Annotated in this window: 18 protein-coding genes and 2 pseudogenes; 10 read left to right on the top strand and 10 right to left on the bottom strand. The window is 54.7% G+C overall.

The features are described from left to right. Positions 1 to 6: 6 nt before the first annotated feature. A pseudogene (locus tag PGX04_RS25665) lies at positions 7 to 561 on the bottom strand (aldehyde dehydrogenase family protein). A 105-nt stretch (positions 562 to 666) separates the two neighbouring features. Between PGX04_RS25665 and PGX04_RS25660 the strand changes: the two are divergent. Continuing rightward, positions 667 to 1,779: an IS630 family transposase gene (locus PGX04_RS25660; protein ID WP_273741087.1), complete on the top strand. Its 1,113-nt coding sequence runs from the start codon at positions 667 to 669 to the stop codon at positions 1,777 to 1,779. 128 nt (positions 1,780 to 1,907) lie between these two features. On the opposite strand, the gene PGX04_RS25655 is transcribed toward PGX04_RS25660, so the two are convergent. After that, positions 1,908 to 2,978: a Bug family tripartite tricarboxylate transporter substrate binding protein gene (locus PGX04_RS25655; RefSeq protein ID WP_273741086.1), complete on the bottom strand. Its 1,071-nt coding sequence runs from the start codon at positions 2,976 to 2,978 to the stop codon at positions 1,908 to 1,910. A gap of 507 nt (positions 2,979 to 3,485) precedes the next feature. On the opposite strand from PGX04_RS25655, the gene PGX04_RS25650 reads away from it, so the two are divergent. The 4 genes from PGX04_RS25650 to PGX04_RS34790 all read left to right on the top strand — a co-directional run bounded on the left by PGX04_RS25650 (position 3,486) and on the right by PGX04_RS34790 (position 6,158). Next, positions 3,486 to 4,631 carry an amidohydrolase family protein gene (locus PGX04_RS25650; RefSeq protein ID WP_273741085.1) on the top strand — a complete coding sequence of 382 codons (1,146 nt, stop codon included), beginning with the start codon at positions 3,486 to 3,488 and terminating at the stop codon, positions 4,629 to 4,631. 32 nt (positions 4,632 to 4,663) lie between these two features. Further along, positions 4,664 to 5,017, top strand: a complete 354-nt coding sequence (locus PGX04_RS25645) for a Rieske (2Fe-2S) protein (protein WP_273741084.1) — start codon at positions 4,664 to 4,666, stop codon at positions 5,015 to 5,017. A gap of 267 nt (positions 5,018 to 5,284) precedes the next feature. Then, entirely contained in the window at positions 5,285 to 6,004 is a 720-nt protein-coding gene (locus PGX04_RS25640) for a class II aldolase/adducin family protein (protein WP_273741083.1), read from the top strand. A 52-nt stretch (positions 6,005 to 6,056) separates the two neighbouring features. Further along, positions 6,057 to 6,158, top strand: a complete 102-nt coding sequence (locus PGX04_RS34790) for an acetone carboxylase subunit gamma (protein ID WP_377043445.1) — start codon at positions 6,057 to 6,059, stop codon at positions 6,156 to 6,158. A 64-nt stretch (positions 6,159 to 6,222) separates the two neighbouring features. On the opposite strand, the gene PGX04_RS25635 is transcribed toward PGX04_RS34790, so the two are convergent. Both PGX04_RS25635 and PGX04_RS25630 read right to left on the bottom strand, forming a co-directional pair. Further along, positions 6,223 to 7,347, bottom strand: a complete 1,125-nt coding sequence (locus tag PGX04_RS25635) for a zinc-binding dehydrogenase (RefSeq protein ID WP_273741082.1) — start codon at positions 7,345 to 7,347, stop codon at positions 6,223 to 6,225. A 469-nt stretch (positions 7,348 to 7,816) separates the two neighbouring features. Continuing rightward, positions 7,817 to 8,643 (bottom strand): annotated as a pseudogene (locus PGX04_RS25630) (IS1595 family transposase). 338 nt (positions 8,644 to 8,981) lie between these two features. On the opposite strand from PGX04_RS25630, the gene PGX04_RS25625 reads away from it, so the two are divergent. Next, a complete protein-coding gene (locus PGX04_RS25625; protein ID WP_273741081.1) occupies positions 8,982 to 9,665 on the top strand; it encodes a tripartite tricarboxylate transporter TctB family protein in 684 nt (227 codons plus the stop codon). Continuing rightward, entirely contained in the window at positions 9,662 to 11,191 is a 1,530-nt protein-coding gene (locus PGX04_RS25620) for a tripartite tricarboxylate transporter permease (protein ID WP_273741096.1), read from the top strand. Before PGX04_RS25625 ends, PGX04_RS25620 begins: the two co-directional genes overlap by 4 nt. Positions 11,192 to 11,256: 65 nt before the next feature. Here PGX04_RS25620 and PGX04_RS25615 read toward each other — a convergent pair whose 3' ends face one another. Together PGX04_RS25615 and PGX04_RS25610 are read right to left on the bottom strand one after the other, a co-directional pair. Beyond that, positions 11,257 to 11,895 carry a substrate-binding domain-containing protein gene (locus tag PGX04_RS25615; protein ID WP_273741080.1) on the bottom strand — a complete coding sequence of 213 codons (639 nt, stop codon included), beginning with the start codon at positions 11,893 to 11,895 and terminating at the stop codon, positions 11,257 to 11,259. A 422-nt stretch (positions 11,896 to 12,317) separates the two neighbouring features. Next, a complete protein-coding gene (locus PGX04_RS25610; RefSeq protein ID WP_273741079.1) occupies positions 12,318 to 12,893 on the bottom strand; it encodes an MATE family efflux transporter in 576 nt (191 codons plus the stop codon). A 264-nt stretch (positions 12,894 to 13,157) separates the two neighbouring features. Here PGX04_RS25610 and PGX04_RS35090 point away from each other — a divergent pair, with 264 nt between their 5' ends. Next, entirely contained in the window at positions 13,158 to 13,331 is a 174-nt protein-coding gene (locus PGX04_RS35090) for a hypothetical protein (RefSeq protein WP_465263845.1), read from the top strand. Positions 13,332 to 13,377: 46 nt separating this feature from the next. Here PGX04_RS35090 and PGX04_RS25600 read toward each other — a convergent pair whose 3' ends face one another. Together PGX04_RS25600 and PGX04_RS25595 are read right to left on the bottom strand one after the other, a co-directional pair. Further along, the gene (locus tag PGX04_RS25600; protein ID WP_273741078.1) at positions 13,378 to 13,611 is read right to left on the bottom strand and encodes an MATE family efflux transporter; all 234 of its coding nucleotides are present in this window, start codon (positions 13,609 to 13,611) and stop codon (positions 13,378 to 13,380) included. Next, complete coding sequence (locus tag PGX04_RS25595; protein ID WP_273741077.1) at positions 13,608 to 13,808, bottom strand: hypothetical protein; 201 nt, start codon at positions 13,806 to 13,808, stop codon at positions 13,608 to 13,610. Before PGX04_RS25595 ends, PGX04_RS25600 begins: the two co-directional genes overlap by 4 nt. Positions 13,809 to 13,960: 152 nt before the next feature. On the opposite strand from PGX04_RS25595, the gene PGX04_RS25590 reads away from it, so the two are divergent. Beyond that, positions 13,961 to 15,037: a DMT family transporter gene (locus tag PGX04_RS25590; protein ID WP_273741076.1), complete on the top strand. Its 1,077-nt coding sequence runs from the start codon at positions 13,961 to 13,963 to the stop codon at positions 15,035 to 15,037. A gap of 172 nt (positions 15,038 to 15,209) precedes the next feature. Then, positions 15,210 to 16,040 (top strand): IS5 family transposase, encoded by an 831-nt coding sequence (locus tag PGX04_RS25585; protein WP_273741075.1) that lies wholly within the window; start codon positions 15,210 to 15,212, stop codon positions 16,038 to 16,040. Positions 16,041 to 16,288: 248 nt separating this feature from the next. On the opposite strand, the gene PGX04_RS25580 is transcribed toward PGX04_RS25585, so the two are convergent. Further along, positions 16,289 to 17,680, bottom strand: coding sequence for an SLC13 family permease (locus PGX04_RS25580; protein WP_273741074.1), 1,392 nt, complete (start codon positions 17,678 to 17,680; stop codon positions 16,289 to 16,291). 397 nt (positions 17,681 to 18,077) lie between these two features. Beyond that, positions 18,078 to 18,719, bottom strand: a 642-nt coding sequence (locus PGX04_RS25575) for a (Fe-S)-binding protein (RefSeq protein ID WP_273741073.1), incomplete at its 5' end; no start/stop codon positions are given.

The raw sequence follows: 18,719 nt of genomic DNA, 5'->3' as shown, positions 1-18,719 counted from the left end.
ACCGCCTTACAGCGATTCAACAGAGCCGACGACACCGTTTCCAGCGATCAGCGGTGCGGCAATTTTACTCGCCCTGAACAACAGCGGATGGTTGTAGGCGACGATCCGACCCACGACCCCGTACGGCTGTTCTAGTGTATAATTCAGATTGTCGTTCGAAACCGGGATCGTATCGCCTTTGATCTCCGTTGCGACCCCAGCAAAGTACTCGATGATCTCGGCAGCCATCGCCGCATCACTCTTCATTTACCCATACGGGTTTCCGCTATCCGCCGCGTCGATCGCGCCCAATCGGTCCCCGTTCTCGCGGAGTAACTCGGCGAACTCGAAGAGCGCTTCGCCGCGTTCTTTCGGCGTCATCTCCCAGTACCACTCTTCCTGCGCAGCAGACGCTGCACTCACTGCTCGATCAATGTCCTGTTCGGTCCCGCGAGGAATCGTTGTGAGTTGCTCTCCTGTAGCAGGGTTGATCGTTTCGAACCGTTCCCCGGAGCTACTTTCGACGAGTTCCCCATCGATTAGTAGTTTCGGCTCCTCGAACGAAGGCGTGATTTGTGCCATGGTACCAGTGTAGTACGGAATCACCTCATAATATATCTTTGGTCACATATATTTGAACTATAGTGATTCGGGAAAATTATTGAGCAGAAGTATCTCTTTAGTGTAGTGACTGGCCGAGAGAAGAAAATTGTGCGACACCTGAGTGAAGAGGATCTGGATCGTCTGCTCGGCGAGGCAGACGATCAGAAGGAATTCGAACGCCTCGTGTTCATCAAACGGCTGTACAAGGGTGCCACGCTGAAGGAGGCTGCCGATGACGTTGGGAAATCTGAGGGCACCGCCACCAACTGGGTCAACCGCTGGAACGAAGGAGGCCTCGGCAAACTCACTCCGAACTTCGGGGGCGGTCGGCCCCCGAAGCTCGACGAAGACCAACAAGACGAATTCATCGATCGACTGCGTGAGAGACAACCGTGGAAAAAACAAGAGATTCAGCACCTTCTCGACGAGGAGTTCGATGTCGAATATCATTCACACTACCTCCCAACGTTCCTATCCAACCTCGGCCTTTCCTACGCCATTCCTCGGACAAAACGGCCTGATCGACCCGCCAACGCCGAAGAGATCCTCGACGAACGCGTCGAGTACGCGTTCGACGAGGATGCTCACGACCAGCCACACAATAAGCGCGACAGTGACGACGATGACGACGAAGAGGAGTGGCGCACCGATGAGGACATCTGTACTGATGGCGGGACTGTGGTGGGATTTTTCGATATCTCGCATCCACAACCATGGGACAACTCTCAGCGACTGTACACGGTCGATGACCCACATATCACCCGGCCGCTGGTGAAAATCGATACACCAGCGGCCGGGTTCTATGCGCTCAACGGAGAGAGCGTGCTGTCGTTCCCACCGAACCAGGAGAAAGAACAAATCTGCGGGTGTTTCGAGGAGATCCGCGAGCAGAATCCCGGCAAGCGGATTCTGCTCGTGTTGGATAACTTTTCGTCACACGTCTGCAAGCACACGCGCAAGCGTGCTCATGAACTCGGGATTGATCTGGTGTTCCTTCCGGTTGGTTCCCCGGACCTCAACCCAATCGAACCTGTCTGGAAGAGTCTCAAGTGGGAGTCTTCGCCGTTGATTGTTAACGGCGAAGACGAGTACCGGAGACTCCTTGACGAACTGTTCGACCAACTGACCGAGAAACTGAGTTCCGCTGCATCGTGGATTGACAATCACCTCAGTGGATTTCTCAATAAGATTTGCTAATCACTATAAGTTCAAATATATCTGATTATCTGCCGCTGGATGAAGCACTGACGGAACTCAACCGCTAGTGTGAAACGAGGACCCGACTGGCGCGATCGAGGACAGGAGAGATCGTTCGTGCGGGGTGATCAGTTCATATAGCTTTCGAGGATTTCCCTGTGATCATCTTGATCAAGCGTCTCGAACGCGTTATTCACGTATTCTTTGACTGCGTCTGGTCCACCAGGATTGATAATCGGTCGACCGCTATTTCGCATTTCTTCCTGAAATCCGTCGTCATTAATGAACGACTGGAAGCCGTCTCGTTGGATCTTCAGGATCTCCTCGGGAACGTCCGGTGGTCCCAAGAAGAAGCGGCGGTCGTAGGCGGACTCGTTGAATTCCTCGATGTTCTCGACGTCTAATTCCGGCGAATAGTAGTCAGTTTCGACGCCTTCCTCCTCGAGGAACCCTCCAATTTCGTCCTCGGTCTCGAACACCGTAAAGAGTGATGCGTTTTCCAAGGACTTGACTACGGTGACGCCCGACGTGATCGTCGAAATATAGAATACGTTGGCTTCTCCTCGCTCTAATCCTGCGATCACTTCACCGGTCCCATTGAAATGAACGTAATTAATGTCGGTTCCGTCTATCTCGTCGATATACAGACTCAGTATTCCTACTGCGGTGTGTCCGTACGAACCTTGGCCCTGCGTTGCGAAGTTGAATTCATCGATTCTGTTGATGAAGTCGTCCCAGTCGTCTATATCAGCGTCTTCAGTAACGACGAACGCACCGGGCGTATTAGTTATTGAACCGATGTAACTCATCTCTGTGATGTCGAAGGGGACGTCCCGTCCAATCATCTGCGACGTTCCCTGGAAGCTGTCGTATATGCTGAATGTTTGCCCGTTCGGTTCGGCGTTGTACACTTGCGTGATGCCGGTTGCTCCGCCGCCGCCTTCGATGTTTCTGGTGACGAAATCGCCACCTAATTCTTCTTCCCAGTACGGTTCAGAAAGTCGGGTATACTCGTCGAATCCACCACCGGTGGAGAACGGTACGATCATTTCAACCTCTCCGTTGGGATAGTCGTCCGGATCGACGTCACCACCGTTTCCGCCTAAACACCCGGCTAGCCCAATAACGGACGCGGAACCCACGAGTGCAACTGATCGCTGAAGTACTGACCGACGATTAACGGTTCTATCATTACCCATACTGGTGGTCATATTGCGAGGAACATAAAAAACCTTTCCATGAAGATAAGCACTGAGAATAAATATTGAAAATATCACTATATGATAGGGTGTTAGTGTGCATCAGCACCAATGTTCAGAAAATCCTCTACAGTACTATTCGGAATTACCGAATGACTCCCTCAAAAGACGGGTTTCTTTATACCCGGCCGTTTAAATTGGCCCAATTGCCTCCCGGTAGGGAATATCTCACAAGGAGGTGGCGCGTGTTTTACACCAATACTTTTGTAATAATATAATATAAATTGCCATTCGGCCATACCGAATCATCTGCTCACATCCTATATGATTGTTTTCTAATCATTCTGAGTTAGGACTATCAGAGCAACCCGGTATTCGAACATCGGCCAGCATTTGCATTCGGTAATGCGAAATGGTGATCGTGCCTCTGTTTGTATCGTGAGGCATTCTACTATCAGGAAAAGAACCAAATGTTATAAGACCACATGGTCCACATTCACAACTGCTATGTCGGTTCGTAAATTCCAACCGAACGAAAACACCGGTATCCCCGACGAGGTCCACGATGAGTTCATTATCGATACTGACGTGCATCTGGACCTCTCGATGCTGGAAGATCTCTACCCGTACATGGACGATCGAATCGTCGACAAACTAGATCGTCCGTTGGGTCACTACCAGTTCGAAGCGATCGACTGGCTTCCCACTTGGGGGAATGAGGGTGGCGGCGTCGGTGTTGACTCGAACGGCGCCGCAAAAGACGGGGAGGACATTCTCGAGATGATGGAGCAGATGGGGACTGACGTACCGCTGGTCACTCCTGGTATGAACAGTCTCCCTCAGGTGAACTATCCGCGAATGAAAGAGGAGGTCTGTCGGGCATACAACGACTACGTTCTCGACAACGTCACGAACGTCCACGAGAACGTTCGTTGCCAGATGATGATCCCGCTCTGGAACCCCGAGGCGACGGTCGAAGAACTAGAGCGAATTGGGGACGAGAAAGACGTTGCCGGCGCCTACGCGTGGTTTGGGAAATACTGGCGGCTGGGTGATCCGGAGTACGATCAAGTCTTCGAGAAACTGATCGATCTCGACCTTCCGTTGACGATGCATCTGGACGTCGCCTCGTACCCCGATCCATCGACGCCGATGGGCGGCTCGATTCGGACGTGGATCGAGGCGATCGGTTTCGCTCCCTGTATGCACACGATGATGAACACGGTAAACATGATCGTGACGGGAGTATTCGATAAATACCCCGAACTTAACGTCGTTTATCAGGAAGGCGGATATCATTGGCTTCCGTTCGTCGCGTATCGACTGGACGAGTTCTATCAGCACACGCCGGAAGACATCCAACTCGCCGAACGGATGTACGATCAGGGCAAGAAGTACCTCGATCGAATGCCGAGCGAGTACCTGTTCGATCACTTTTACTTCTCGACGCAGCCAGTCTGCCTCCCGGACAATCCCCGCCATTACGAGTGGTTGCTGGAGATCGAGCAGGCCGAAAAGACGATGATGTTTGCGACGGACTGGCCCCACAGTACGAACGATCCGCCGACCTGGATCTTCGACAATCCGGCCATCGGCGACGATCTGAGGGAAAGCATGTTCCGCGGGAACGCCGAAGAAGTCTACCGGCTGTAACGCAACCAAGCTACCACCAATACCAGCTATCAATGACGAAACACACTGTTGCATCCGTCGACGAAATCCTCGAAGGAGACGTCCTCGGTGTGGAAGTCGGCGGCATTGAGATCGCGATCGTGAACATTGACGGCGAATTCTACGGAATCCAGAACGTCTGCGTTCATCGAGCACAGCGACTCCATACGGCCACTCAAGAACGGATCAACGAGGAACACTGTATCACCGACGGTCCGGGGGTGATAAACCAGGAGGAATGCTGGATGACATGTCCCGGCCATGACTGGAAATTCGATCTCGAAACCGGCGAGAACCCGGCGACCGGGAAGAAGATGCGTACCTTCGACGTTACCGTCGACGGAGACGACATCAAGGTCGAAGTGTAACCGGTTTCGATCTCTCGGAATCTTCAGCCACCGATCGCGTGCCACTCATTCTCGCCGACACCAGTTAGCACCGTCGGCTCGCCTACTGATAGACTTCTCGACACATGGTCCGTTGGACAGCTCTCACAATAGTCTTCTCTGCGATCCTCTGTTTACGGTTTGTCGCGAATAACTCGGCAGGTCGATTGGCAGACTATACGGTCGATAGGTCCATTACAGTATTCGCTCATCCAAATCTTGATAGGTGATGGCTATCAATAGAGTATCGTGCAGAATACTACCCAATTGAAAGACCAGCTCGTAACGGCCAATCGCGTTCTCGCCAACGAAGGTATCATCGAGGGTTTCGGTCACGTAAGCGTTCGACACCCTGACGGCGACAAGTTGCTTATCTCGCGATCGCTGAGCCCGAAACTCGTTACGCGAGACGACATCATGACGATGACGTATGACGGAACTATCGTCGAGAACAAGGACAAACAACCATACCTCGAGACGGTGATTCACCGAGCGATCTACCGCAACCGAGACGATGTCGATGCAGTCGTTCACCATCACGCACCGGATATGATGCCGTTCGTTGCAACCGATACGGAGATCAAACCTGTCTTTCATCTCGCTGCGCTCTTCCACGAAGGCGTCCCGTCCTTCTCTGATTACGATACGGAAATGGGCCCGCTCATCGTCACTGAGGCTGAAGGCGATCGAATGGCTGCGGCGCTCGGTGATAAACGGGCACAATTGCTCGAGAATCACGGAGCAAACGTCGTCGGCGAATCCCTCAAAGAAGCGGTTCTCGGAACTGTGTACTTGGTAATGAACGCTCGATATCAGATACAGGCCGAGCAACTCGGAACGCCGTCGTATTTCGATGGGCCGCAAGACACTCTCGAGGCGACCGTCGACGACGTGATCTTGGCCGATATCTCGATCGACCGAATGTGGTCGTATCTCTGTGATCGATTACCGAACGATCCTTCGATGTGACTTATCCGACACCTGAGGCGAACTCAACTAAAAATAGTCACCAATAATTACGATGGGGTTCCGAAAATACTACTGTCCGGGCTGCGGAACATTGCTGGAGAACGAGGTCATCCTCGCCGATCTAGAACCGATCCATGATCGGGAACTCTACTAGTCGCGAGGGTCGCCCAGTCAACGGTTCTCGTTTTCCGATCCGAAACAATACTCTCGAGGGATCGCTAGGGTTCTATGATTTGGCGAACTCCGGCCCCTGTCTCTAATTTATGCATCGCCTCATTGAGTTGCGTGAGGGGTTTTCGGTCGGTGATTAGCGGCTCCAGTTGGAGATCTTCCTTCACGGCCAGATCCGCGAGCTTTGGGATGGCCAGCGGCAGGCTGTACGAGCCGTTGAATGAGCCGACGACGCCCTTCTCAGAAACTACCATATCGTAGAGATCGAGCGAGATATCCCTCTTCCCCAACGGTGGAACGCCCACCAGAACTGCCTGGCCGGTCGGAGTGAGACACTCGATCGCCTGTTCGGTAACGTGTGGATTCCCGACGACCTCGAACGCGTAATCCACGCCGCCGTCGGTAAACTCGCGGACGCGATCCACCACGTCCTCCTCGGAGGAGTTGATCGTGTGGGTGGCGCCGACCTCTGAGGCGATCTTGAGCTTCTCCTGAACGATGTCTACAGCGATGACCTCCCTTGCACTGCGGAGTCGGGCGCCTTGCACTGCGGAGAGGCCGACGCCGCCGGCACCGAACACCACGACCGACGATCCAGCTTCAATGTCGGCGGTGTTCATGACCGCACCCGCCCCGGTAAAGACGCCACAGCCCAGCAACGTCGCCTGTTCCGCTGGGAGATTGTCATCAACCTCTATCGCGACCTCTTCTGTAACGAGCGTGTACTCGCTGAACGAGGACACGCCGTGACAGTGGTGAACCGGATCACCGTTCCTACTGAAACGGATGTTGCCTGTTCTGAGCGTTCCGCTGCGACGAGCCTCGGTTCGTTTGGAACAGAGTTGGCCGTTCCCCTCGCGACAGAACTCACAGCGGCCGCAGGTGATCCGCCCGAGGACCACCTGATCGCCGGGGTCAACTGATTCGACGTCCTCGCCTACGGCCGCCACGCGGCCAGCGCCCTCATGTCCCATTACTAATGGGAATAATTCCTCAAGCTGGCCGCGAGTAATTCCAACATCGGTGTGACAGAGACTTGCTGCCGTGATTTCGACAAGCACCTCCTCGCCAGTTGGATCAGCAATCTCGATCGTCTTGAAGGCCGCAGGTGTGGCCTTTGACAAATTATTGCCATCAGTCGGTGATTCGAGCACAGCAGCAGTCGATTCCATACTACATTATTTGGTATCCCTCCACATAACAGTTATTAACACTGGGGTCTACTTTCTCCAGTCTAATGGTGCGAATACTGTAGAATTGCTGTGGTGATTGTTTGTGCTCCAACTTCGATCTTTCTATCGAGATATTGGATACACTTCATCGATCTTTATTGAAGAGCGACTCCACCGAAGAATTGTCTAGCAGGGCAGCCTGAGCTAGTCAACCTGCTCTTAGGTGGGACAGTTGTTCTACAACACCCTCATTCCACTGTTGGATTATCCGAATCGAATCAACCGATGATAGAGTTAAGCAGTTCACGCAACCATCACTGGCTAGGTCCTTAGAAAAGATTGGTTCATTCGACGCAGAAGAGTTATAAACCATATTAACTAAATACAATGTTTTAAAATCTGAGTTTCGGTCATTACCTATCTGGAAAACCAAATTCTTTGTTCGCTCTTGTGTAGCACTTTGTTGATTTCACAGCGTAGCTGTGAAAGCATGTTTGAGCGCTTCTCTCCCTAGTTTCCGCAGTAACTTTCGTCGAAGTTGGAACGCTCGGAGATACTGTGTGAGTTTATCTTTTGAGATGCCTCGATGAGGCGAGAGCCACGGTCGCAGCAACGATCCGTGGCTCTTGCAGGTGTTGACGTGTACGTTTTCGTCAGCGTATTCGCCGTCGCTGTGGACGACGTATTCGCGGTCGAATGCGTCGTCCTCGCTGAGTGGATCGTAGGCACGAAATCCGTCAGTGTAGACGGTCAGTGGCACCTTCTCGCGGTTCGCGAGTAGGAGCCGAATCATCGATTCGTCGGCTGATTTCGCGGAGATCACGTATCGGTCGCCGGTGCCACGATCGACGATCGTGAACACCGGCGGTTTGTCCCGGTCGTACGATCCTCGCCCACGTGTGGACAGGCCACGCGAGCGCGACTCTTGTCGCGCTCGCGGCCTTTCAGCCCTGCAGAAACATAGACTTCGTCGATTTTGACGGGACCGACGAGATCGAGCGAAGGCGCGTCGAGCGCCTTCGTGAAGCGCTCGACGCGCTGGTAGATCGTTTTGTACTGGACGTCGATATCTAGCTGAAGTTGGCGAAGACTCGTGTTAAACCGGAGAAACGCGTAAACCGAGAACAGCCACTTTCTGAATGCAACTTTTGAATGGGCAAAGATCGTGCCAGTCTTGTCGTTGAACGTGCGGTCGCAATTCTTACAGAGATAGCGCTGAAAGTGCCCATAGCTGCCGTTGTTGACCGACAGGTCAGAACGGCAGCGAGGGCAAGTAACACCGTTACGCCAGCGAATCTGTTAGAGCAGGTTCGCTGCGACCGATTCCGATCCAAACACATCTAGCGGAATCATGCCTAACGGACACCGCTGACGCGGTGTCCTTGCTCTCTTCGATTCTACAGCAACAGCTGAGCAGTATCAACAATCTCCTACAGAAGAGCGTCTTTGTTTACTGATCTCAATAGTGGTATTGATGATCAAGAGTCTAATCGTCATTGGTCTGCATTCTTTGGCTTCGGATATCGGGAAGTAACTGTGAATTCTGCTCTTGGAGAGGTCGGATTTTCGCACAAACTATGCTAAATAATTATTACTTTGGCAAGTCTTATATCGGTCGAGGAGGATGGTGGCATATGGCAATGGTTGATTATAGCGACTATTCGACGATGGTTTGGAGCGTACTTTTCCAAATAAAGTCAGTGATCGATTCGATATATTTCACGCTTGTCTCCGCCATCGCGAAGCCGATCAATATGGTCGCGAAATACGTTACATGGGTTTCTTCGAAGTACTGGAGGGCGGCGTTTTTCGTCGTACTGCTGGTGTACACGGTCGGGTTACTTATCCAGGCTAGGTCCTATTCGTCCGATGCACGACTGTTCCCGTTCATGATCGGCGTTCCGCTTATCCTGATGATCATCCTTTACCTTGTGTTGACGTTTTCGTCCCGCTATTCGGGTTCGGGAAGCGGGATTTTCGATAGTATTACCGATGAAGCGTTATCCGATGCTGGTGATGAAGGTGCCGAGGGGAGCGATGAGACGACGGTACGGGTCCAACGCGAGCTCAAAATGGTACTCTGGGTCGTCAGCTTGCTGACCGTAGTGTACTTCTTCGGATTTCTCAACGCGTTCCTGTTGTTCCTATTCCTCTTCGTCTACACCTACGAACAGTCCCTCCTTCGAGCGACACTAATCACTACACTCTCGCTCGCGTTCGTGCAGATTTTCTTCGTCGAGTTTCTCTCCCTCCCGCTCTGGGAGGGAGCTCTCTTCAATAGTGTTCTCCTCGCAGCGCCGAGGGGGTGGTGGCGATGACTGAACTCCTTCTCGAGCCAATCGTATTGCAGCAGACAGGTGACTTGTGGGAGGCGATGCTCATCGCTTTCGACGTCGTCACGGACCCCTACAATTTCCTTCTGCTATTGATCTCCGTCGCGATAGGCCTGATAGTTGGAATTCTCCCGGGGCTTGGTGGTCCTATCGCGTTAGCCCTCTTGATCCCCGTGACGTTTCAGTTCGATGGTAACGTTGCAGTGATGATCCTGTCGGGCACGCTCGGTGCGACGGCATTTGGGGGTTCGATCACGGCGATCCTCTTGAATACACCAGGTGACGCACCCAACGCAGCGACGCTATTAGACGGCTATCCCATGACACGTCAGGGAAGGGGAGGTGAAGCCCTCGCTGCGAGCGCCATTTCCTCAGCGAGCGGGGCGTTCTTCGGATTAGCATTGCTGTTGATTTCGATCCCGTTCGTCAGATCCCTTGCTCTAGCGTTCGGTTCCCCGGAGATGTTCTGGCTCGCGATCGCCGGACTGACTACGGTCGCACTTGCAACGCGGGGATCGGTCCTCACGGATCTCATTGCCGGTGCCTTCGGGCTGATGCTCGCGTTCCACGGCCTCAATCCCGTTACGGGAACGGCGCGATTCACGTACGGTACGACGTATCTCTTCGACGGAATTCAACTTATTCCGCTCATCATCGGATTGTTCGCTATCGCTGAGATGATTAAACTCATGGGTGAGCAGCAGTCGATCGCTGGCGATACAAAAGTCGCTGGAGGCCTTATGAAGGGAACTCGTTCAGTCGTCTCGAACTGGAAGCTCGTCGGTCAGAGCTCGATTATCGGGTGGATAATCGGTATCATTCCGGGTGCCGGTGGAACGGTCGCGAATTTCATCTCGTATATGACAGCGAAACAGCGATCGTCGGAGTCCTCCAGTTTCGGCGAAGGAAACATCAAGGGCGTGATTGCGAGCGAGGCTGCGAACGACTCCAAAGACGGTGGATCAATGATACCGACCCTGGGACTGGGTGTTCCGGGTTCGGCGTCAACTGCTGTTCTCCTCGGTGCGTTTATTATTCATGGCGTCACTCCGGGACCGCTCTTGTTCCAGGAAAACCTTCAGCTCGTATTCGTCGTCATATTCGCACTGTTGATCTCGAATGCCCTTACCTCTACAATCGGCTTGCTCACCGCGAACACGCTGACGAAGATCACGCGGATCCGAATCACCACGGTTGCGCCAATAGTTGTCATGATTTCGCTCTTGGGTGCATTCGCGATTCGAGGTAACATCAATGACGTCGTCCTCGCAGTCGGATTCGGTGTTATCGGTGCCTTGATGATGAAATACGGAATGTCCAGAGTCGCCGTGGTGGTCGCGCTCATTCTCGGTCCCCTCGCGGAACAGAACTTTCATCGTTCGCTTCAGGTCTCGCAGGGAGACTACGCGATCTTGTTCACGCAACCGCTCTCAATCGCGCTCATTCTGATAACGGTCCTAATGCTCGCTGTTTCGATTTACCAGTCGCGGCGAGCGATCGTCGGACCGTGATCGAGAGCTAATCGACTATCTGTTGCTAATCGGGTTTTCAATGTTGCAGGCTACGACTCGTTTCGTTACGGATTGATGACATCGTCGGGTTTCACGCGAGTTTGGGTCTCGGAACCGGTATCCAGTAACTCGTCTACGAACAGCTCTTCCGGTTCGACTCTTCGATCGGAGAGACCCTGTTCGTACGAGTATCGTGTTAACGTATCGATCGTGTGGTAGTTCGGCTCGAACCCATATGGCCAGAAGTCCTCGCCGAGTGCGGCACGGGCTTCCTCTACGTGATCGACGAGCCACGGTATCGTTGCGTGTAGCGCATCTGTATTGTACAGCCGTCTGATTGCCAGTTCCTTCGCTCGCTCCATCGCATCGTACAGCGAGTTCACGACCCATGGATGACGCTCGTAGATATCTTCGTGAACGACGATAGTGTGCATTATCGGGAACACACCGGTTTCATTGTAGTACTCCTTTTCGACCCGTTTGAAGTCACTGAAGAGTCGTTCAACACCGTTTCCAAGACTGTTCGGTATCAGCGTCGACAGCAGCGCATCGATTTCGCCGCTCTCGAGCATCGACTCGAGATCCCTGTTCGGATTGATCACGTGTTTATCTACGTCGGCCGGTAAGTCGGTCGGCATCTTTTCTTCTCGAGCGGCGTACCACGTCATATTCTCAGGAGAGACGCCGTATTCCTCTTCGAGCATCCCTCGGGCCATCGTTGCAGCCGTGATCTGATACTCCGGGAGCACACCGATGCATTTTCCATAGAGATCTGACGGCTCGTCGATACCCGATTCCGTGTTGACGTAGATGGCAGAGTGTCTGAAGAGCCGTGACGGGAATACGGGAATACCAACATATGGAACGTCGGTTTTTGAAACCCAGAGAGTGTACGTTGAAAGGCTCATCTCCGTAATATCGAACTGTTGATCCCGAACTACTTGCTTGAACAGTTCTCCCGGAGGACGGTTAACACTCGTAAGATCTATCCCATTGGGTGTTACTTCGCCGGTTTGAAGCGGTCGAACGCGGTCGTAATCCCCGATTGCCATCGACAGTTCGAGGGGCATACGTCGACTCCGACTCCGGTAAGTAAAAATCCAGGCCATTTCAACCATCAGAGTGTTTAATATTTGTAGTTATATTCGTGCTCTACCGGTATAGACAATATCTCGAACGGAATCCGATGCCGAAGCGACAGTCGATCGCGCTCTGCGAGCGCTCGTGTAGCGATCGACTTACCTCGTGCCAGGCACCGGTGTAGTACCGATAGAGCGTGATCAGTGCGGGCACGAACATTTCTGCGACTACGAGAGATACAACACCATGACGCCGAGCGGGGTGACGATACCGAGATATGCGATCGGCAGCGCAAACCCGTAGAGATCGATAAGAGCAGTGTAAAACGACTAGTGTGTATCTCTTGCGCCGCGTAGCGCGCCGATGGCCCCTCGCCGAGGCCGAGTCCGATCGTCGCGACGGCAGTGACCGCGACGAACGTTGCAGCTAGATTTATGGCCGCTGGATCGGTGACGAACAGTCGCGCGATCTGTCTCGCGAAGACGATTACAAACACAGCGGCAATGACGTAAGTGAGCAGCGATAAGGAAGACGTGGTCGCCGCATGCGGCGGCGACATTCTTCGCTTCTCGCTGCTGAGGTGTCGCCCGACGAGGCTGCTTGAGGCGATCGAGAACCCCACGAGAGGCTATTGATCTGGTCACGCGTTCGGCGGACGATCTCGTAGCCGGCAACCGCAACGGAACCGGAGACGTCCGCGATAGCCAGCAGCGGGAACGCAACTGCGGTTCGAGCGAGCTGCTGGAACATTATCGGCGTGCTTACGGAGACGATCGATCGCAGCGGTGGCGGATCGACGTATGGTCTCGAAAGCGAAAGCTGAGCGGGTAGCGGACGTCTTGTCGAGTACGGCTTTCCGAGGAGTCCCCAGACGAGTCCGACCGTGATGAGCACGATCGAGAAGGCGGTGCCAATGGCGGCACCGACGACACCCATTCCGAAACCGAATACCAAGACCACGTTGAGCACAATGTTAACTGCCGCACCGCCACCGCGGATCACCATCGGCGTGAACGTATCGCCAACACCGTCGAAAATACGGCTGGCGACCTTGTTGTAAAACTCGAAAACGATCGCCGGCGCGACGACCAGTGGGTACTGCTAACCTACTCGATCGCCGCCGGATCGTCGCTCATCATCCCGATCAGGAACTCCGCTTGCCAATGGAAGAGCACGACCAGTGACATCGATAGCACCGTCGCGACCAAGTAGCTCTGGGTAATCGCCCTATTGGCCAGCTCGATGTCGTCGGCCCCGTAGTGCTGGGAGATGAAGCTGATTGAACCGCCAGAGAGCCCGAGTGAAACGCGATTGCCGAGTTGCCAATACGCGTGAGTCACGCGATGGCCGGCAGTCCGAGGACGAGGCCAACCATCGCGATGTCGGCAGTCTGCTTTGACATCCGAGCTAACCCGGTGATGATGCGCGGCCACGCGAGATCGGCCGTGGCCCGCAGCCGTAAGCGTTGAATGACGTGTGCACACTCCAATAGCTCTGCGAGCACCCAAAAGAGAGCTCTGAATAGCCGAGTACTCATTTATCGATACGTTACGAACACGCGTAATAATTGTTCGCATATGGGAGAACGACGACGTTTAGTCGGCCGTGAGGCGTGATCGGTATGAGCGATTCGGCTGTTGATCGCTTATCGTCCGTACAGATAGACGATTACTACTGGAACTAGTCGGAATGCGAGGTCCTTACCGCCGTGTTTCGCATACCGGACTCGATCGTCAGGCGGCGCTAGAGGTGGTGAATGACGCTCACGTGCATTTGAGAACTGTTTTCCGTAACACACTATTACCGGTATCCAATAAACTAACTCTATCAAATGCGCTATATCGTCTTATCGTGGTATCTATCGACTCCACACATTTGATAGCAGTTTTTCTCGCGCTCGGAGCCGCAATTACGAATGCGATGTCCCAGTTGTGCCTTCGTATTGGCACGACTCGAGGGAAAACCACTGATGCAGTCCTCATCGTAATGCTGACGAATATTACTATACTTCTCCCAATCGTTCTCGTCGCTTATTATCCCAAATTTAAGATATCTACAGTTTCTGTGATATCATTCATCGCTGCCGGAATACTCGGAACGCTACTGGGTCGTGCGTTAATGTATACGAGTATAGAACGAATGGGGGCGAGCAGAACGGCACCGATCGTCGCCACCCAAGCGATCGTTGCAACGGCACTCGGTGTCATCCTCCTCGACGAGTCCCTTACCGCTGCACATCTGGTAGGGATTCTTCTTACTGTTACCGGCGTGAGTATGATTGCTTGGGAAGCGAGTCAGGATTCGAAACAGCTTCCTCGTCGGAAATTGATCGCTGGATTACTCATTCCGTTCGGTGCTGCGGTTGCATACGGTACTGAACCAATCTATGCGTCTTACGGGTTCGAAGCAGAGACACCGGCCCCAGTTGGCCTCGTCATTAAGACAGTTGCAGCGACGGCTGGATTTCTTCTGTACCGCCGATATCGTGGTACAGTTCTACCATCGATCAGTCTTGCTTCGAACAATACGAAGTGGTTCGTCCTCGCTGGTATCACGAATACCCTATTTTTACTCTGTTATTATCTCGCACTTGAGCTCGCACCCGTAAGTATCGTCGTTCCGCTTCACATCACCAGTACACTGTTCGTTATCGTGTTCTCGTTCCTGTTTATGCCACGGCACTTGGAACAAATAACCTGGAAGCTTACCGCCGCGTCGACGGTCGTCGTCATCGGAGTGATTATCATAACTCTTTCTGGTGGGTAAACAAGAACACAAGCATATTTATATATCTCTACTATATTAAAATTTCATTATATCTGCAATATGTGAACGGCTCACTTCGTTCGATATTGGTTTCTATCGGTTCTATTGAATCCGCCGACGGCGTCGGGACAAGTCGTTAGAATGATTGAATTGAAGCGGAAGAGGCCAGTTTGTGCAAAAGGTTCTCTTCCGCTTCGTTAAACAGGCTGTCTCGATCACACGAAAACTTACTGATGCAGCGGTGATGCAGATCAGCCATCCTGCCGGCAACGGAGTTGCGGGCTGGAAGCATGCTGTCCTGCATTTTCTCCGGCTCCACATGGAAGCGACACTCGTTGAAGTCCTCGATTGGGCCGAGGAGATGGAGCGGGTACGAGCCGCGCTCGTTCTCGAGCGCGGCGGGTTCCCCGGCCCATCCGCGCTCTGCAAGTCGTTTGACCGAGCGCCGATGCGGATCTGGCGAGAGCTGCTCCGACTCTCGTCGGAGCTGCTCGAGCAGTCCGGTCACGCCGCCATTGACGCCACGTACTTCGACCGTCGACAAGCATCGACCCACTACCTCAACCGCTGTGACCGAAACGTACGGACGATACAAGCGACGTTTCTCGTCGATACCGCGCAGGGCGCGGTTATCGATGTTCACTGCAGCACGAAGTGGCCGAATGGAACCAACATCGGGCCGCAGGTCGCTCGGCGCAACGCCGGCGACCTGCTCAGCCTCGCAGCTGACAAAGGCTACGACGACATGAGCTTCCGCGAAGAACTTCGTGCTGAAGGCGTAAGACCACTGATCAAATATCGCGTCTTCGCCCCCTACGATCACGCGCACAATGCGCGGATCGAGGATGAACTCTACAACCAGCGCTCGATCTGTGAAACCGTGAACTCAGTGATCAAGCGCTCGTACGGCTCCACCGTCCGAGCGCGTGCATGGTATCGCCAGTTCCGTGAAATCACTCTCGCAACCGCAGTCTACAACGTCGAACAAGCCGTCAAACAATGAATCCTGTCGCCCTCTGCGGATTCAATAGAGCCGTTTCTATCCTATTAATCTCGCTTTCAGCTCATCGAATCACTTCTTGCACGCTCGCCGCCATGAAGGTGTCGCAGCGAGCCGCTCCTCAACCGCGTCGACGAGGACAGTAATAGCGCGTTCCATTTCGGGCAATATTGGGATCTCTGTCTCCTACAACGCGTAGTAGTCCGCTGTTAGACTCGAGGCCTGCGGAACTGAAGCCGAATGCGAACTCGCTAGTAGAAGACACTGAATAGGCCGAATTGCAGCGGGAGCAAGAGCAGGATCGTCGCGGTTGAACAGGTGACCGTCGCGACGATTAACTCCCGCGTTTCGATGTCTGCCTCGTTCAGAATGACGATGAGAACCGCCGACTGGTAGGGGAAGAAGTACGAACTCAGCGCCAGTGTTTCCGCGAGCAAAACGGGCGTAAAGGGGAGACCGGCCGCGTCTATGTACGGAATTAGGATCGGAGTCAGGACACTCGCGACGGCCAGTCCCTCCATCAGGAAGGTGAGCCCGAACGTGACGAGGAAGACGGCACCGAGGACGACCACGAGCGGTCCATCGGTCGGTACGAGGTCGAGCATATGGGTCGCTGCCCCGTCGGTGAATCCGGTTTCGGTCAGGCCGTCACCGATGGCGAACACCGCGGCGATGAAAAAGAGGATCGAGAAGTCGACGTCGCTCCCGGCGGTCTCGAAGTCGGCGACGCCGACGTTCGGCAGAAACGCGATGATGACAACGGCGACCGCACCGACCACCGGATGGAATCCGTGGACGAAGTCGGTCGCCCAGATCAGCGCACCGACTAGCAGGAACGCGAGCATCCGTCGCTGGGTGCCCGTCTCGGTCGATCCCTCGTTCTCGGGGAGCTCGAAACCCGATTCGACCGGGGGCCGAAAGAGGGCATAGATGATGCCGACGACCAGTATCACGCGGAGGAACCCCATCACGGGGTACATGTGGAGCCACCAGTTGGACCAGGAGATGGTGTGGCCGCCGATCGATTCTGCGAATCCGGAGATGATGATATTGGGCAGGTCCGCGGTCAGGATCCCCGCGGAGCCGTAGAACGTGGCGAACAGCGGGCCCAGATAGAGACCTACCCGGGCCTCTCGAGAGTCGAACAGCGACCCGAGCTCTCGGAGGATGGGCGCGAGCGCGAGGATGCGGACGAGCGCCGACGGGACGAGGAAGGCCAGGGCGTGAGCACCGATCGAGAGCGCGACCAACAGCCGCCGGTACGTCCGGACTGAATCGGTGTCGGCCGACTCGCCGATCGTTCTGGTCGCGACCCACCGTCCGACCCCGGTCGCGAGACCGCTCTGGCGGGTCGCTTCGCCCATCAGTAAGCCGAAGCCGATGAGCCACGTCGCGGGTTTCTGGAACCCGGCGAGCGCTAACTCCGTCGAGAAGGTAACGGCGATCAGCCCGAGTCCGATCAACCCTGTATACGAGGGCGGTACTGGGGCCAGGACCCAGAGAACGATACAGAAGAGCGTGATCGAGAGCATTGTTGCCGTCGCTCCCGTGGCAAGCAGCCACGTTGCGACGGCGACGGCCGCGGCGAGGAGAAACGCGAACGTCGGTGATCGAACCCTCTCTATTGCCTCCGATTGCTTCATTGGAAACTGATTGTCAGTACCATGGTAAAGCCGTCCTGGTTTTGCGTCTTCACTTCGGAATTTTGCACCGGGTCACGACATCGCTCGCCTCCGAATCCTATTATTGGTTTTTCTCGCCCGATATCGATTCGATGAGCGTTGCAACGGCTCCAGCCCCGCGTTCCGGCGTATCGAACGTCGGAACCCCGACGTCCTCCATCTGTCGTCACTTGTCCTCGAGGGCCGATATCGCGCGGGGAGATATCGAACGAGTCGTCGTCTGTCATCGTGCGCGAACTTGTGAGGGTCGTCTCAAAAGTCTACCTACTGCCGCCGAACCAGGTGGGACCATCCGTTCGGGGCGCCGTCGGGGACGTCCGTTCGGTCGATGACAATGGGAACGGGCCGCCGTTCGGGTCTATCGCGGGAGAGCCTGTGCGAGCAGTTCGACCGGCGTCGGGGGCGACTCGCTGTCGAGGGAGGTGCCGGCGAGCGAACTCTCGGCCGGGACCGGGTCGATCCGGCTGTCGCCGAGTTGGGTCCGGCAGGACGTTCCCGGCGCGGCGACGACGTCGGCACCACTGTCCTCGATCTGGTCGACGAGGATATCGCCGATCGACTGACTCAGCGAGTAGTGCTCGGCCTCGTAACCGAACGTACCGGCCATGCCACAACAGCCCGAATCGAGCGGATCGACGGCGTAGCCCGCTCGTCGGAGGACGCCCACCGCGTGGTGGTCTTTCTTCTCCGCTTTCTGATGACAGTGGCCGTGGTAGACGACCGATTCGGCGGGGGCCGCCCATGCGACGTTCTCGTCGAGTCTGAAGGAGTCCAGGTACTCACAGAGGCCGTAGGCGTTTGCGGCGAACGACTCGGCGGACGTCCCCGAGCGCAGATCCAGCGCGTCGGACTGGAACATCACGGCGTCGGAGGGCTCGGCGACGACGATGTCCCAGCCGTCGCGAATGCGGGGCTCGAGTTCGGCCACGTTCTTCTCGATCGCGTCGCGGGCGGCGTCGACGAACCCTTTCGACAGCGCCGGCCGGCCGCTGTCGGTCCG

This window comes from Natrinema soli, assembly GCF_028618695.1.
The sequence above is the reverse complement of the archived record's forward strand: the minus strand, read 5'-3'. Positions and strand labels throughout refer to the sequence as shown.